The 16,023-nt window shown below is 30.5% G+C and carries 15 protein-coding genes and 1 riboswitch; all 15 genes read left to right on the forward strand.

Annotated elements, in window-relative coordinates:
- Window positions 1-11: 11 nt before the first annotated feature.
- A complete protein-coding gene (gene aroF, locus BD821_RS00105) occupies window positions 12-833 on the forward strand; it encodes a 3-deoxy-7-phosphoheptulonate synthase (RefSeq protein ID WP_104408781.1) in 822 nt (273 codons plus the stop codon).
- 165 nt (window positions 834-998) lie between these two features.
- Window positions 999-1,107, forward strand: a riboswitch (TPP riboswitch).
- Between the two features lie 243 nt (window positions 1,108-1,350).
- Entirely contained in the window at window positions 1,351-2,664 is a 1,314-nt protein-coding gene (gene thiC, locus BD821_RS00110) for a phosphomethylpyrimidine synthase ThiC (RefSeq protein WP_104408782.1), read from the forward strand.
- A gap of 170 nt (window positions 2,665-2,834) precedes the next feature.
- Window positions 2,835-2,975 (forward strand): hypothetical protein, encoded by a 141-nt coding sequence (locus tag BD821_RS13350; protein WP_169993869.1) that lies wholly within the window; start codon window positions 2,835-2,837, stop codon window positions 2,973-2,975.
- Between the two features lie 113 nt (window positions 2,976-3,088).
- Window positions 3,089-3,661, forward strand: coding sequence for a GGDEF domain-containing protein (locus tag BD821_RS00115; protein WP_104408783.1), 573 nt, complete (start codon window positions 3,089-3,091; stop codon window positions 3,659-3,661).
- 37 nt (window positions 3,662-3,698) lie between these two features.
- Window positions 3,699-4,676, forward strand: coding sequence for a helix-turn-helix transcriptional regulator (locus BD821_RS00120; RefSeq protein ID WP_104408784.1), 978 nt, complete (start codon window positions 3,699-3,701; stop codon window positions 4,674-4,676).
- Between the two features lie 81 nt (window positions 4,677-4,757).
- On the forward strand, window positions 4,758-5,174 hold the full coding sequence (locus BD821_RS00125; RefSeq protein ID WP_104408785.1) for a MarR family winged helix-turn-helix transcriptional regulator: 417 nt from the start codon (window positions 4,758-4,760) through the stop codon (window positions 5,172-5,174).
- Between the two features lie 141 nt (window positions 5,175-5,315).
- Window positions 5,316-7,697, forward strand: coding sequence for an endopeptidase La (gene lon / locus BD821_RS00130; protein WP_104408786.1), 2,382 nt, complete (start codon window positions 5,316-5,318; stop codon window positions 7,695-7,697).
- Between the two features lie 22 nt (window positions 7,698-7,719).
- Window positions 7,720-8,007 (forward strand): putative quinol monooxygenase, encoded by a 288-nt coding sequence (locus tag BD821_RS00135; protein WP_104408787.1) that lies wholly within the window; start codon window positions 7,720-7,722, stop codon window positions 8,005-8,007.
- Between the two features lie 41 nt (window positions 8,008-8,048).
- Window positions 8,049-9,173, forward strand: coding sequence for an NADH-dependent flavin oxidoreductase (locus tag BD821_RS00140; RefSeq protein ID WP_104408788.1), 1,125 nt, complete (start codon window positions 8,049-8,051; stop codon window positions 9,171-9,173).
- A 117-nt stretch (window positions 9,174-9,290) separates the two neighbouring features.
- Entirely contained in the window at window positions 9,291-10,151 is an 861-nt protein-coding gene (locus BD821_RS00145; RefSeq protein ID WP_104408789.1) for a PKD domain-containing protein, read from the forward strand.
- Window positions 10,152-10,480: 329 nt separating this feature from the next.
- Window positions 10,481-11,296, forward strand: coding sequence for a transporter substrate-binding domain-containing protein (locus tag BD821_RS00150; RefSeq protein ID WP_104408790.1), 816 nt, complete (start codon window positions 10,481-10,483; stop codon window positions 11,294-11,296).
- Window positions 11,297-11,376: 80 nt separating this feature from the next.
- Window positions 11,377-12,159: an amino acid ABC transporter permease gene (locus tag BD821_RS00155; protein WP_104408791.1), complete on the forward strand. Its 783-nt coding sequence runs from the start codon at window positions 11,377-11,379 to the stop codon at window positions 12,157-12,159.
- On the forward strand, window positions 12,149-12,883 hold the full coding sequence (locus tag BD821_RS00160) for an amino acid ABC transporter ATP-binding protein (protein WP_104408792.1): 735 nt from the start codon (window positions 12,149-12,151) through the stop codon (window positions 12,881-12,883). The genes BD821_RS00155 and BD821_RS00160 overlap by 11 nt, the downstream gene beginning before the upstream one ends.
- Before the next feature lie 197 nt (window positions 12,884-13,080).
- Entirely contained in the window at window positions 13,081-15,066 is a 1,986-nt protein-coding gene (locus BD821_RS00165; protein WP_104408793.1) for a methyl-accepting chemotaxis protein, read from the forward strand.
- Window positions 15,067-15,317: 251 nt separating this feature from the next.
- Complete coding sequence (locus tag BD821_RS00170) at window positions 15,318-15,926, forward strand: acetate uptake transporter (RefSeq protein WP_029450686.1); 609 nt, start codon at window positions 15,318-15,320, stop codon at window positions 15,924-15,926.
- The last annotated feature ends 97 nt before the right edge of the window (window positions 15,927-16,023 follow it).

Below are 16,023 nucleotides of genomic sequence, written 5' to 3' on the forward strand. Positions count from 1 at the left end.
GGGGTAGGAAGATGGAAGGCTGTAGTAATAAAGTAAGTAGAGATTCACATCCTATGGATTCTATTATAAATGTAGGGAAAAATACTATAGGCGGCAATAAGATAACAATAATAGCTAGTCCCTGTTCTGTAGAAAGTGAAGATCAGATAGTAAATATAGCGGAGAGTGTAAAATTATCAGGTGCCACATTTTTAAGAGGTGGCGCCTTTAAACCAAGGACCTCACCTTATAGTTTTCAGGGTCTTGGAGAACCTGCATTAGAATTATTAAAGATAGCTAGGGAAAAAACAGGACTTCCCATTGTAACGGAGCTTATGTCTCTAGCATATTTAGCTAGATTTATAGATGAGATGGATATTATTCAAATTGGGGCAAGGAATATGCAAAATTATCCTCTTTTAAAAGAATTGGGAAGAACCAATAAACCTATACTTTTAAAGAGGGGGATTTCTGCAACTATAGAAGAACTATTAATGTCTGCAGAATACATTATTTCTGAAGGAAATGAAAAGGTAATTTTGTGTGAAAGAGGCATTAGGACATTTGAAAAATATACAAGAAACACCTTGGATTTAAGTGCCGTGCCCATACTTAAAAGACTAAGTCATCTTCCTGTAATAGTAGATCCGAGTCATGCTTCGGGATTATGGTGGCTAGTGGAACCTCTTTCAAAAGCGGCTATAGCTGCAGGGGCAGATGGTGTTATCATGGAAGTTCACAATAATCCTACAAAGGCCAAGTGTGATGGAGAGCAATCTATAACACCTAATAAATTCGATAAACTTATGAAATCTTTAAGAGCTATTGCAAATATTGAAAATAAAGAATTATAAGTAGGTTGAATTTATATTGACAATAAGAGGTAGAGGTGATTTGTTAAAAATCTTGGATTACTGTATTATGATGATGATAGTATTAAACTAGGCACATACTCTGAAATAATGAGTTGTAAATATTATGATTATATGATATGTTTTGTATAGATGAAAAAATAAATATTGATTTATAAGGGGAGCTTATATTAATAGGCTGAGATAGAAATGTTATTTCTGACCCTAAGAACCTGATTTGGATAATGCCAACGAAGGGATGTAGCTAAAGGACTTGTATTTTGCTGTATACTTTTATTGGTATACAGTTTTTTTGTTTTTGTAAAGGAGGTGAAAAAACAAATATAGCTAGAATAATGAAGAGCAACATAAACAAAATTCTAGAGAATGTAAAGGATTACTAGCGATGAAAGAGATTAAAATAAAAATAATAAAATAATGATGTGCTTTAATATTTGTTAGAACTTCATTAGTTTTTTTATCAAATGTTATAACTACATCATACAAGGGGGATATAAAAATGAACTATACAACTCAAATGGATGCTGCAAGAAAAGGAATTATAACTAAAGAAATGGAAATAGTCAGTAAAAAAGAAAATATGAACATAGAAATACTAAGGGAGAGAATAGCAAAAGGACATGTAGTTATCCCAGCAAATAAAAATCATAAATCTTTAGATCCAGAAGGTGTAGGTAGAGGGTTAAGGACTAAGATAAATGTTAATCTTGGCATATCTAGAGATTGTCCGGATGTAGATATAGAATTAGATAAAGTAAGAAGTGCAATAGACATGAAGGCTGAAGCAATTATGGATTTAAGTTCCTTTGGAAAGACAAAAGAGTTTAGAAAAAAACTAGTAAACATGTCTACAGCTATGATTGGAACTGTTCCAATATATGATGCAGTAGGATTTTATGATAAGGAATTAAAAGATATTACAGAAAAAGAATTTTTAGATGTTGTAAGAAAGCATGGAGAAGATGGGGTTGATTTTGTAACTATTCATGTAGGACTAAATAGAGATACAGCTAAAGTATTTAAGAAAAATAATAGAATTACTAATATAGTTTCAAGAGGCGGCTCTTTGCTTTATGCATGGATGGAATTAAATAATAAAGAGAACCCTTTCTATGAACATTACGATGAATTGTTAGATATATGTGAAGAGCATGATATGACCATAAGTCTAGGAGATGCTTTAAGACCTGGAAGCGTAGCAGACGGAACAGATGCACCACAAATAGCAGAGCTCATGGTACTAGGAGAACTAACCAAAAGAGCATGGAATAAAAATGTACAAGTAATAATAGAGGGACCAGGACATATGAAATTAAATGAAATTGAAGCAAATGTTATTTTAGAAAAGAAACTTTGTTATGGAGCACCCTTCTACGTATTAGGCCCATTAGTTACAGATATAGCACCAGGATATGATCATATAACCTCAGCAATAGGTGGAGCTATAGCAGCAAGTCATGGGGTAGATTTCCTATGTTATGTAACACCAGCGGAACATTTGAGATTACCTACATTAGAAGATATGAAGGAAGGAATTATAGCTTCAAAGATAGCGGCTCATGCAGGAGATTTGGCTAAGGGCATAGAAGGAGCAGAAAAATGGGATTTAAAGATGAGTGAAGCTAGACAAAGGCTAGACTGGGAAGAAATGTTTGCCCTAAGTTTAGATGAAGAAAAAGCTAGGAGATATAGGAAGGAGTCTACTCCAGAACATGAAGATAGCTGTACCATGTGTGGTAAAATGTGCTCTATGAGAAATATGAACAGAATTATGGAAGGCAAAGATATAAATATATTAAGAGCGGAGGACTAGATGTACTAGTCATTTAATAGGATATTGTTTTTTGACTTAAAAATATTATAATCACAAAATTTTAACATGATTTCCTGTAAAGAGCTACTATCCACTAAATTAAATCTTTGGGGCTAATGGGATAGTTGTAATGATTTGACCTAAAAGAATTAGCACAATATAATATTATAATGCTTATAGGTAAAAACCAACATGGATATTGCAAATATCTACCTATGGAGTTATTTGTAATAGGTGTAAGCATTAAAGGCTTAAAGATAAAACAAAAGATATTATATGGACTGATATACCCTATAAAGAAGATAATGTAAAAGTCTTCTTTATGGGGTATATTTAAATTAAAGAGGACAGTCCCTGTCACGTTGAAGGTTGTATTATGGTAATAACATAATATTTACGATAATGGATTTGGGAGTTGAAAAAGATGAATTATGAGGATATGGACACAAAGTTACTTTTAAAATCTATAAAAGAAAAAGATGATATTATAAGAGAACTTGAGAGAAAACTTAAGGAAAGTTTATATTATGCAAATAGAGATGCTATAACAGAATTACTAAATAGAAGAGCAGGTTTAAGTTTACTGGAAAAAGAAATGGATATATCAAAAATTAATAATAAAAGCCTAACTGTATGTTTTATAGATATTGATAGGTTTAAAGATATAAACGATAACTTTGGACATGCCCAGGGAGATAAGATTCTAAAGAATATAGGGAAAGTTTTAAAAGACAATGTAAGGAAAACAGATATTGTAATGAGGATTGGTGGAGATGAATTTGTTATAGTGTTTTGTGATGCTGAAATAGATGATGCTAATATATTATGGGAAAGAATCTATGATGAGATAAATAAATTGAATAAAGAAACTCACTATAAGTATAATATTAGCTTAAGCTATGGATTTTCAGAGTATAGTAGAAAAAAACCACTATCTATTAAAGAATTGCTACATAATGCCGATAAAAATATGTATAGTAATAAGAGGTCTAATTAATATATTACAATAATTTATATAAAAAGGAATAGTGATTATGGAAAGATTTAAATCGTCAGTGCTATTGCATATGTATAGTAAAGTGAAAAATAATGAGTCATTTACTAAAGAATATATTGTAGATAAATTTAATGTAAGTGAAAGAACTGTAACTAGATATATAAAGGATTTAAATAATTATTTTCAGGAAGAATACATAGATAATAAGATAATCTACAACAGAAAAAGCGGCCTTTATGAACTAAAGTACAAAGATACAAAAATTTTAAATGAAAAGGATATCTTATCAATATGCAAGGTGCTTCTTGAAAGTAAAGGGTTTTCTAAAGAGGAAATAGAAAAAGTTATAAATAAACTCCTGTGTGATTGCGTATCTGAAGATAAAAAAATAGTAGAAAACATTATAGCAAATGAACTATTTAACTATGTTCCTACGAATCATGGTAAGCCATTGATAGATAAGTTATGGGATCTTAGTATTGCTATTAATAATCAGGATATCATTGAAATAGAGTACTTTAAATTAAGTAAAAATGGTAAATTAGAAAGTGAAGCAACTAAGAGAAATATTAAACCATTAAGTATAATGTTTTCAGAGTATTATTTCTACCTAGCTGCATTTATAGAGGGGACAGAATATAAATTTCCAACTATTTATAGGGTAGATAGAATAGAGAGTTTTGAGAGTACAAATAGAAACTTCTCTATAGATTATAGCAATAGATTTAAGGATGGAGAGTTTAGAAAGCTTATACAATTTATGCACACAGGTAATCTTCAAAAGATAAGATTTAAATTCACTGGGAACTCTTTAGAAGCTGTTTTAGATAGGCTACCAAATGCAAAGGTTTTAGAAGAAAATCAAGGTGAGTATATAATAGAAACTGAAATGTTTGGTACAGGCATAAAGATGTGGCTTCTAAGTCAAGGGAGCTTTGTAGAAGTGCTAGAACCAATAGAATTTAGAGAAGAAATAAAAAGTACCATTGAAAAAATGAAAAATAATTATATTTAAATAGTGCTATTGACAAATAGCGCAAGAAGACTTAATATGTAATTAGGCAATACCTAACTAAATAAAAAAAGAGGTGATGAGTTGGATAGTAAAGATAAATTATATGAAACTTACAGTGGGCTTATGAAGGTAAAGGGAGAGTGTTCCTGCAAGTTAATTAATGAACTTAATATGTCAGAACTCACACTAAGACAAATTGAGTATATAAAAAAAATTGGAAAGTATGATGAGCTTACAATTAGTAAGCTAGCTGAGGTCTTAAATTTATCTAAACCATCAATTACGGAAATGATTAAAAGATTCGTAAAGTTAGATTGTGTTTATAAAAAACAGTGTAAAGATGATGGAAGAGTACAATATATATTTCTTACGGAAAGAGGTAAGAGTATAGCTAGTTTTGAAGATCTAGAAATTAAAAGATTAGTAGATAAGATTGCAGCAAGTCTAAATGAAGATGAAATCAATGATTTAATAAATATATTGTTAAAGGTTAAATAATACATTAATAAATCAAATAAATGAAGTTAGGTTAACTAAAACTAATTATATTTGTTGCTATAATTGATATAGAAAATATTGATAAGGACTTAATAAGAAATGTTGTAAAACATAATAGAAACAGTGTAGGAGGAAATAATTATGAAAGAATTAGATATAAATAAAGAGTTGCCTGTAGTCCATATACCGAATTTAGTTTTGTTTCATGGTGGAGAAATTACAGTGAATTTAAACAAAAGATTTAACGAAGAATATTATAATAAGATTAAGGAAGAGAATTTTTACGCCATAGCTTTAACATTGAAAAGTAATAAGAATGAAGAAGCTTACGGGGAAGATGATCTTTATAAAATTGGAACATTAATAAGGATAAAAGATAGAAAAAAGATAAATGATAGCTATGAATATAATATAGATGTTGTAGAGAGAGTTAAGGTAGAAGATTTTACTGTAGATGGAAGCTATTTTAGAGCTACTTACAATTTGGAGCCTGACATTATGGACTTAGATGAAAAAAGTAATAAAGAAATGTTAGGTTATATTAAAAATTTAACAGCTGAAATAAGTAAAAACTTTAGAGGATCTGAGGCTTATGTAGAGTATATAAGTAAGATAGATAATATAACAAGTATTATCGCATCCCTAGTTCCTTATGTGAATTTATCTTTAGAGGAAAGGCAAGAATTTTTAGAGATTCGTTCATTAAAAAAGAGGAGCTTAAGATTTTTAGATCTTTTGATTGAGCATAAAGAATCCATAGAATTTCAAATGGAAATGGCATCAAAATTTAGTGAAGATATTAATAAAAACCACAGAGAGAATATGCTAAGAAGACAGCTAGAAGCTATTAAGGAAGAATTAAATGAATCGGATGGAGTTAGTGGGAAAAAGAAAAAGGATTATAGTGAATTAATAGAAAATGCAAAGATGCCTTATGATGTAAAGGAAGTGGCCTTAGATGAGTTGCGTAAATTAGAGCGCCAAGGTCCTAATAGCTCAGAAGGTAGCGTAATTCAAAATTACTTGGATCTTTTAACAACTCTACCTTGGGGTGAAAGTGATGTTAAAGATATAGATATTAAAGCTGCAAGAGAGCTTTTAAATCAGCAACATTACGGCCTTGAAAAAGTAAAAAACCGTATAATTCAACATCTAACAGTAATGAAATTAAAACAAAACAAGCAAGGCTCAATTTTATTATTAGTGGGACCTCCAGGTACAGGCAAAACTAGTTTAGGGAAAAGTATAGCAGAAGCTTTACAACGTAAATATGTTAGGATAAGTCTTGGTGGAGTAAGAGATGAAGCTGAAATTAGAGGACATAGAAGAACTTATATAGGGGCCATGCCAGGAAGGATAATTCAAGGAATGAAGAAGGCTGGAGAGAAAAATCCAGTATTTATATTAGACGAAGTTGACAAATTGATGTCTTCTGCAAATGGAGATCCAGCTAGTGCATTATTAGAGGTTTTAGATCCAGAACAAAATAGTACATTTTCAGATCACTACTTAGAAGTGCCATATGATTTATCCGATGTGTTATTTATTGCAACTGCAAATTCTTTAAGAGATATTCCAGAAGCACTTATAGATCGTATGGAAGTTATAGATATTAGTAGTTATACAAGTTATGAAAAGTTCCATATTGGGAAAAATCATTTAATTTCTTCTGTGTTAGAGGAAAACGGATTAAATGAAAAGCAATTACAATTTGAAGATGACACATTAAAGACAATAATAGAAAAATACACTAGAGAAGCTGGCGTAAGAGGATTAAAACGTCAATTATCTACAGTAGCAAGAGTGGTTTCAGAAAAGATTGTTGAAGACGAAGTGCCATTGCCTTATATTATAAAAGAAGATATGTTATTTGATATTTTAGGTCATGAAGTTGCTCTTTATGATAGAGCAAATAAAATCAACGCTCCAGGAGTTGTAACAGGTCTTGCATGGACACCAGTAGGTGGTGATATATTATTTATTGAAGGGGCAATGATGCCAGGAGATGGTAAGTTAATACTAACAGGTCAACTTGGAGATGTGATGAAAGAATCAGCTAAGATTGCTCAAAGTTTAGTTAGATCAAGACTTGTATTTAACCAAAAGGGACTTGAATTCAATAAATATGACTTGCATATCCATGTGCCATCAGGATCTATTCCAAAGGATGGACCATCAGCAGGGGTGTCCTTATTTACAACTATTGCATCGCTAGTAACAGGACATCCAGTAGATCCTAAGTTAGCAATGACAGGTGAAATTTCCTTAAGGGGTGCAGTTTTACCTATAGGTGGACTTAAAGAAAAAGTATTAGCAGCACATCGTGCAGGAATTAAGAGAATATTGCTTCCAAAGGATAACAAAAAGGATATAGAAGATATTCCAAAAGAGGTACAAAACGAATTAGAGTTCATTCTTGTTGAAACTATTGAGGATGTAATTAAAGAGACAATAGGAATTGAATTACCAAAATCAGCATTTATTGAAATGGTATCAAGAAATAAAAAAGAAATTAGTGCATAAATTATAAAAGGGGTGGAATCATATGATAAAGGTTATAGCAAAAAGTTTTCCAAAAGAAGGTAAAGTAGAAAATATACTTGAATTATCAAAAGAATTAGTGAAAGAAACATTGAAGGAAAATGGTTGTATAAAGTATGAGATGTATCAAGATATCAAAGATCCGAACGTGTTAATAATGATAGAAGAATGGGAGACTATAGAAGATTTGAATAGTCACATGGCCTCAGAACATTTTAAAAGGATAGTTCCTAAAATAGGTGAATATAGAGAGAAAGATTCAGAAATTAGTGTTTGCAAAAAGTTGATTTAATTATTGTCTAAAAGAAATTAATTTGAAAGGAAGAGATTAAAATGGAATCAAAAAATAATAAGTTATTAGAAAAGAGAATGTTAAATTCAAAGATAAATGTAAGAAATCCTATAGTTATGGCTCCAATGACTACTTTTTCAGGAAATGATGATGGAACAGTTTCAAAGGCAGAATTAGATTATTATAAGGTAAGAGCAAAGAGTGTAGGTATGGTTATTACTGCTACAACTTATGTAATCCCATCAGGTAAGGGTTTTAAAGGGCAATTTGCTGCTTACGATGATAGTTTTTTAGACAGCTTAAAAGAGTTAGCAGAAACTATAAAAAATGAAGGAGCAGTAGCGATTTTGCAAATATTCCATGCGGGCAGAATGGCACTTCCAGATGAAATACCAACAGGTCAAACTATTAGTGCAAGTGCTGTAGCAGCTGAAAGACCAGGGGCTATGACACCAAGAGCTATGACAGAAGAGGAAATTCAAGATATAATTAAAGCCTTTGGTAAAACAACAGAATTAGCTATAAAGGCAGGATTTGATGGAGTAGAAATTCATGGTGCTAATACCTATCTATTACAACAATTCTTCTCACCTCACTCTAATCGTAGAGAAGATAATTGGGGAGGAAACTTAGAAAGACGAATGAACTTCCCACTAGCTGTTATAGAAGAAGTTAAAAAAGTTGTAAAAGAAAAGGCAGGAAATGACTTCATAGTAGGTTATCGTTTCTCACCAGAGGAAATTGAAAATCCAGGTATAACACTTGAAGATACACTTTCATTTATCGATGTATTATCAGACAAAGGGTTAAGTTACTTACATGCTTCACTATCAGATTTTTGGCAAGGATCTATGAGAGATAAATCAAATGTAGAACCTATCATAACTAAAATATTAAATCAGATTCATGGTAGAGTACCTCTTATAGGTGTTGGATCCATATACACAGCAGATGATGCAATAAAAGCATTGGATGTTGGAGTGGAATTTTTATCTCTTGGTAGAGAGATAATTATGGAACCAGATTGGATGACAAAAGTTGAAATGGGTAAGAGCTCAGAAATACGTACTAACTTAAAGAAAAGTGATAGAGAATTATTAAAAATACCAGAACCACTTTGGAATGTAATTATGAATACACAAGGTTGGTTCCCAATCGTAGAATAATTTAAGTATAGTGCCAGCAAGGTCAAAAAAACTAAAAGACTTTGCTGGCACTTTTTATTTTGAATATCTTTATAAAGCTTGGATTTGAATCAAAGGGATTCTTGTTATCAAGAGTTTATGGGCAAGTTATATAATGACTACGATAAGTTTACAATTCCACTAATATCTGATGATTATATTAAAGAACATTCAAATAGATCATTACAGGAAGTTAAAAGGGATATAGAAAGTTTAGGTGGAATAACAGATATTAAGGCCACAGAAAGTAAGTCTCAATTTTTCAATACCTTTGAAGTTAGAGGAACTTACACAGGAGAATACTATCATGGAGAGCTTATAGATATTCAAAAGATGTCGGAAGTTGCTAATAATTACTTAAAAGCTTTAGATGAAAAAGGCTGGAGTGGTTATAAAACAACTACAAGTTATTTTGTTAACTGGAGACTTGATGAAAATTACCACTATCAATTTGATATTGTATTTAGAGGATACTTATCAGAGAGTAACGGAAGTGTTGAGCCATCAAAACCTGTAGTACAAATTAACGGACCTTACTCAGGAGAGGCAGGAAAAGCTATTAATTTTTCTAGTGAAGGATCAAAAACTGAAAATGGAAATATTGCTAAATATGAATGGAATTTTGGTGACAACAAAACAAGTAATCAAAAAAACCCTACTCATGTTTACACAAAAGAAGGAGAATACACTGTAACGTTAAAGGTAGTTGATGATATGGGAATGGAGGCTATTAATACAACAAAGGTAAAGATATCTTTGAATAAATCACAAAGTGATAATTTAACTTATCTATTATATAAAGATGGTGACTTAGTGAATTATATAAGTTATCCAAAATATGTAAGCGGAGATGTGTCTTACTGCGAAGAAACTTTAGAGAAAGGTAAATACTATATACTTGTTTATTCTGGAAATGACAAGAAGGCAAATTATGATCTGACATGGGAAAAGATTAAGTAAAACTAATAATTATATAAATAATAAAGTAAAAACACCTAATAAATATTGCTTTATATTAAGCATTTTTAGTAGGTGTTTTTTTAGAATATACTTATAGTTATTATTAATCACATTATATACCTAAAGGATAAGAATTATTGCTAGTAATATTAAATAAGGCATGATATAATTTAATTAGATTGAAACTTGCGCAATTATTTATCTAGGGTGTATCTGATAAATATGGCGGTATATCAGACAAAATAAGATAAAAACAAAGTTGCTTTTTTACTAAAAAGTATAGAATGTCATTAAGTTAAAATTTATTTGTGAAAGGTATTGGTATAAGTATGAATAAGATAATTAAAGGCTTGTTATTAGCATTAATGCTTACTATCTCGCTTGTAGGATGTTCAAGTGTAGGAGATAAAAAAGAAGATAAGGAAAATAAAGAACTTGTAATAGGTATGGAACTTGCATATCCACCCTTTGAGACTACTGATGAAAAAGGCAATCCTTCAGGTATGAGTGTAGATTTAGCTAAAGATCTTGGAGAGTATCTTGGAAGAACTGTTAGGATTGAAAACATGGCCTATGCAGGATTAATCCCATCATTACAATCAAAGAAGATAGATGTGATTTTATCCTCTATGACTATTTCTGAAGAACGGCTAGAGGTTATAGATTTTTCTGATGCCTATTCTAATGCCTATTTAACTTTACTAATAAATAAAGATTCACCAGTTAATGAAGTTAAAGATTTGAATTTAAAGGGAAGAAAAGTTGCAATTAAAAAAGGAACTATTGCTCAGGTTTATGCTGAAAAGTTTTTACCCGAGGCAGAAGTACTTTTATTTGATAAAGAAACAGCTTGCGTACTAGAAGTAGTTCAAGGTAAGGCGGATGCTTTTATTTATGACCAAATGACTATATTCAAAAACTGGCAACAGTATCCAAATGAGACAAGAGCAAATTTAACTCCATTTGAAGAAGAACCTCAAGAGTGGGCCATGGGAGTTAGAAAAGAAGATAAAGAACTAAAGGAACAAATTAATGATTTTATAAAAGAGTATAAGGAAAATGGGGGCTTTGAAAAGCTATCAGATAAGTATCTATCAGATATAAAGGAAGAATTTAAATCAAGAGATATACCTTTCTTTTTCTAAGGTATATAAATTAGATATTAGCATAGGTTAAAAATATTTTATTGTAATTTAATTTTGGTTATGGATGAGAGGATATTATTATGAAATTTAAGGATTTGTTTGTAAAAAAGGATAAAGATATAAGCCTTTTGCAAAAGGCTGTTAATATAGTTATTGTAATCATATTATTAATGGCAATAGTGTTTATTTCTTTTAAAAAGTTAGGTTATCCTTTTAACTTTTCAAAGATAATAAAATATAGATATAAGTTCTATACAGGCTTTATGATGACTATAGTTATTAGCTTCTTTTCCCTTATATTAAGTCTTGTTATTGGTACTATAATAGCTAGCCTTAGAAATTCAAAGATACTTGTGTTAAACTATTTTTCAAGGATATATGTTGAAATAATAAGGGGAACACCCTTACTTGTTCAAATCTTTATATTTTTCTATATAGTTGCAGCAGCTGCAAAGCTTGAGAATCGTTATATAATGGGTACAATAATATTATCTATGTTTTCTGCAGCCTATGTTAGTGAGATTATAAGATCAGGAGTTGAAAGTATTGAAAAGAGCCAGTTAGAAACGGCTATGTCTTTAGGATTTACTAGCTACCAAAAGTATAGGTATATAATATTACCACAGGTTGTAAAAACTATACTGCCACCTCTAGCAGGGCAGTTTGTTTCTTTGGTTAAGGATTCATCATTATTATCTGTTATTGCAGTAAGTGAGCTTACAAAAAATGTTCAAGAAGTTGATGCTATAAATTTTGCTACCATGGAAAATTATATAGCATTAGCTATACTATATTTAGTACTTACACTTCCAATTTCACAGTTATCAAGAAGACTAGAAAGGAAGTTTAATTATGAAAATTAGCATAAAGAACCTTACAAAAAGTTTCAATAACAAAGTAGTCTTAGATAATATATCTATAGAGTTAGAAGAATTTCACTCTTTAGCTATAATAGGACCTTCTGGTGGAGGAAAGTCTACACTTCTTAGGATATTAGCAGGAATTGAAAGGCCAGATTCAGGAGAAATATATATAAATAATAAAAGATTAGATTTTGAAGAAAAAAAGATTAGGGAATATAGAAAGTCTATAGGTGTTGTTTTTCAAGCCTATAACTTATTTCCACACCTTACCTCATTAGAAAATATAGTACTACCATTAGAAAAGATTCATAAGGTTAAGGGTGAAGAGGCTACAAAGATTGCTGAAGAACTTTTAGAAAGATTTCAGCTAAGTGAACATAGAGACAAAAGGCCTTCAAAGCTTTCTGGTGGACAACAACAAAGAGTTGCTTTAGCAAGAGCACTTGCTATAAAATCAGAGTTTTTATTACTTGATGAACCTACCTCAGCTTTGGATCCAGAACTTACATCTGAGGTACTAGCTATGATATTAGAATTAGAAAAAGCTAATAAAGATTTGATACTAGTAACTCATGAAATGGGATTTGCAAGGCAGGCTTGTGATAAGCTTATATTTATATCAGGGGGAAAGATAAAAGAAATGGGAGATTCAAGCAAGGTGTTTTCAGCGCCAAAAACAAAAGAACTACAAAACTTTTTAGATAAAATATTAGAGTGGAAATAAAAGGATATATAAGTAAAGCACCTAGAGATAGGTGTTTTTTTCTTTTAGTGTTCAATTTAAATTTAACAATGAAATGTTTATGAATATACAAATAAGTAAAAAATTGTTGATAACGATTAAAGAAAGGGTTAAAATTGAGACTAATGTATAAATAAAGAGTGAACAAATTAAAATAAGCTTAGAAAGAAGGTAATAAAGTGAATTCTATTAAAGGTAAGATAATAAGCATTTCCTTAATCATATCCGTAAGTTTTATCGTTTTAGTATCAGGAATGGGTTATAGTACATCTAAAAATAACATTAAAAAAGAAACATTATCAAAAATTCAGTTTCAAGCAGATACTTATTCTATTAATTTTGATGGCTGGTTAAATACTCAAGGAAAGGTTGTGGATGAGCTTAGTAGTGATTTGGAAAAGATGGAGGGTTACAACAATGAAATTTTAACATCTTTTTTAAATAATAAAATTGATAATAACAAGGGGTTTTCAGCTCTTTATATTGGATTTAAAGACAAACAGGTTATATTTAATTCCTCAACAAATATACCAGAAAATTATGACCCCACACAAAGGGAGTGGTATAAACAGGCCTTAAAGGAAGACAAGCTTATATTTACAGCACCGTACATAGATGCTTTTAGTGATAATATGGTAGTAACTATTGCAAAGCCTGTAAGGGATAATGGAATAGTAATTGGGGTTGCAGCAGCAGATGTTTTTGTGGATTATTTAGTGAATTTGACTAAAGATGCAAATGCAGGTGAAGATTCTTATGCATTTCTTTTAGATGATAATAGAAATTATGTAGTTCACCCTAATGAGGAATTTAAACCAACGGAAAAAGGTAGTATAAGTTTTGAAAAGGTACTAAATGATAGATTTAGTCATATAGCCGAACAATTTAATGAGGATAATACATTAAATCTTGTACAAGATTATGATGATACTAATAAATATTTTGTAACTTCTAAAGTTAAAAGTTCAAATTGGATATTTGGATTTGCGGTGCCTGAAACCTACATAATGGCGCCCATTAAAGATCTTTTACATAAACTTATTATTTTAACAGTATTAAGTATTGTTATAATGAGTGGTTTATTATCTATTGTTTTAATTAAAATATTTAAGCCTTTTGGAGCAATAGTTAATAATATAGAAAAATTTGCAACAGGGGATTTTTCATCTGAGGATCTAAAAATAAACATAAAAAGTAAGGATGAAATAGGAAAGATAAATAATTCATTATATAAAATGCAAAAACAATTAACCTCATTAATAAAAGAAATAATGGATAATTCACAAAACCTTAGTGCATCTTCACAAGAACTTTTGGCTACGGTAGAACAATTATCTTTAAAAGCAGAAACTATTGATGATGCAGTAGGTGTTATTTCAGATGGTATGCAAGAATCAAGTGCAACTACAGAGGAAATAAGTGCGTCAATGGAGGAAGTAGATTCAAGTATAAATATATTATCTTCAAAAGCTATGGAAGGAAGTAATAATTCAAATGAATTTAAATTGAGAGCTATCTCTGTTAAAAATAATAGTGAAAAAGCTATTCAAGAAACTAAAAATCTATATGCTGAAAAACAAAGAAATATGGAAGTTGCTATAGAAGAGGGAAGAGTAGTAGATAGCATAAAAGTTATGGCAGATACTATAGGCAGTATAGCTGAACAAACTAACTTATTAGCATTAAATGCTGCAATAGAAGCTGCAAGAGCTGGAGAACAAGGAAAAGGTTTTGCAGTAGTAGCAGAGGAAGTAAGGACACTAGCGGAACAATCATCGCAATCAGTAATAAATATTCAAGATACTATTTTAAAAGTTCAACAGGCTTTTAAAAGAAGTATTGATACAGGGAAAGATATATTAGAATTTATAAATACAAATGTAAATGAGCAATTTAATGGTTATAAGGAAATTGGAAATCAGTATTATAATGATGCTGATTTCGTAACTAAGATGTCAGAAGAAATAACAGCAACGGTTGGGCAAGTAAGTGAGGCAGTTGAAAATATGGCAAATGCTTCTCAAGGATCTAGTGAAAAAGCAGAAACCATAAAAGAAAGCATGAATGAAACCACAATGGCTATAAAGCAAGTAGCTAAGACAGCTGAAATGCAAACAACTCTTTCTGAGAAACTTAATGAAATGGTGCAAAAGTTTAAAATTTAAAATTAACTTAAGGATTTAATTTAGTGTAAACTAAAATATTCAGATGTATAGTCAGATGGATCCAAAATTCGCAAAAGAATATAGATTACCCATTGACATTGCACGAAATTTATAATAAATTATAGAGGCATTTGTTTTATACGTTATTTTTATTTAATAAGAGGATTTTAATGCTTTAATTTATTATATTTTAAATGGTAGGATAACAATGTATATAACTTATGTAATTTACTAGTACATAGGGGGAAAAAATGAATAATGATAATAAGGTACAGATAGTTACAGCAGATCCATCTGCACTAGGTTTATTTGGTCTTGCAGTTATAACTTTAGTGGCATCTTCCCAAAAGCTTGGATTTACACAAGATGTTTCTTTTGTTTTACCTTGGGCAATATTTTTAGGGGCCTTTGCTCAATTACTTGCAAGTATAAATGATTTTAAACATAACAATACTTTTGGTGCTACGGCATTTGCAGCTTATGCATTCTTTTGGTTTGCTATGGGATTTACATGGCTTATACAAAATGGGGTTTTCGGCGCAGAGCTTGCATCTAAGGCTGATCCTAAGCAACTAGGGTTTGCATTTTTGTCATATTTAATATTTACTGCATTTATGACTATAGGAGCAATGGAGACTCATAAGGTTTTATTCCTTATATTTGTAGGCATTGACTTCTTATTTTTAGGACTTACATTAAGTTCATTTGGAATAATGAAAGAGTTTTCACATAGTATGGCGGCTTATGCAGAATTTACAATAGCAATATTATCTTTTTATGGCAGTGCTGCAGCATTATTAAATACTCACTTTGGTAAGGTGTTTTTACCAGTGGGTAAGCCTTTTGGAATATTTAAATAAGGTGATTTTAAGTCTAATGTAGGATTTTAATATTACAATACGGAAATTGTGGTATAAAAAAGGTACTCTATAATTAATTATGGAGTACCTTTTTTCA

The organism is Clostridium algidicarnis DSM 15099 (assembly GCF_002934235.1).
Classification (GTDB): domain Bacteria; phylum Bacillota; class Clostridia; order Clostridiales; family Clostridiaceae; genus Clostridium_L; species Clostridium_L algidicarnis.

Coding starts and splice junctions, on each gene's coding strand:
- aroF (WP_104408781.1), top strand. CDS start 12: ATGGAAGGCTGTAGTAATAAAGTAAGTAGAGATTCACATCCTATGGAT.
- thiC (WP_104408782.1), top strand. CDS start 1,351: ATGAACTATACAACTCAAATGGATGCTGCAAGAAAAGGAATTATAACT.
- BD821_RS13350 (WP_169993869.1), top strand. CDS start 2,835: ATGCTTATAGGTAAAAACCAACATGGATATTGCAAATATCTACCTATG.
- BD821_RS00115 (WP_104408783.1), top strand. CDS start 3,089: ATGAATTATGAGGATATGGACACAAAGTTACTTTTAAAATCTATAAAA.
- BD821_RS00120 (WP_104408784.1), top strand. CDS start 3,699: ATGGAAAGATTTAAATCGTCAGTGCTATTGCATATGTATAGTAAAGTG.
- lon (WP_104408786.1), top strand. CDS start 5,316: ATGAAAGAATTAGATATAAATAAAGAGTTGCCTGTAGTCCATATACCG.
- BD821_RS00135 (WP_104408787.1), top strand. CDS start 7,720: ATGATAAAGGTTATAGCAAAAAGTTTTCCAAAAGAAGGTAAAGTAGAA.
- BD821_RS00140 (WP_104408788.1), top strand. CDS start 8,049: ATGGAATCAAAAAATAATAAGTTATTAGAAAAGAGAATGTTAAATTCA.
- BD821_RS00145 (WP_104408789.1), top strand. CDS start 9,291: ATGGGCAAGTTATATAATGACTACGATAAGTTTACAATTCCACTAATA.
- BD821_RS00150 (WP_104408790.1), top strand. CDS start 10,481: ATGAATAAGATAATTAAAGGCTTGTTATTAGCATTAATGCTTACTATC.
- BD821_RS00155 (WP_104408791.1), top strand. CDS start 11,377: ATGAAATTTAAGGATTTGTTTGTAAAAAAGGATAAAGATATAAGCCTT.
- BD821_RS00160 (WP_104408792.1), top strand. CDS start 12,149: ATGAAAATTAGCATAAAGAACCTTACAAAAAGTTTCAATAACAAAGTA.
- BD821_RS00170 (WP_029450686.1), top strand. CDS start 15,318: ATGAATAATGATAATAAGGTACAGATAGTTACAGCAGATCCATCTGCA.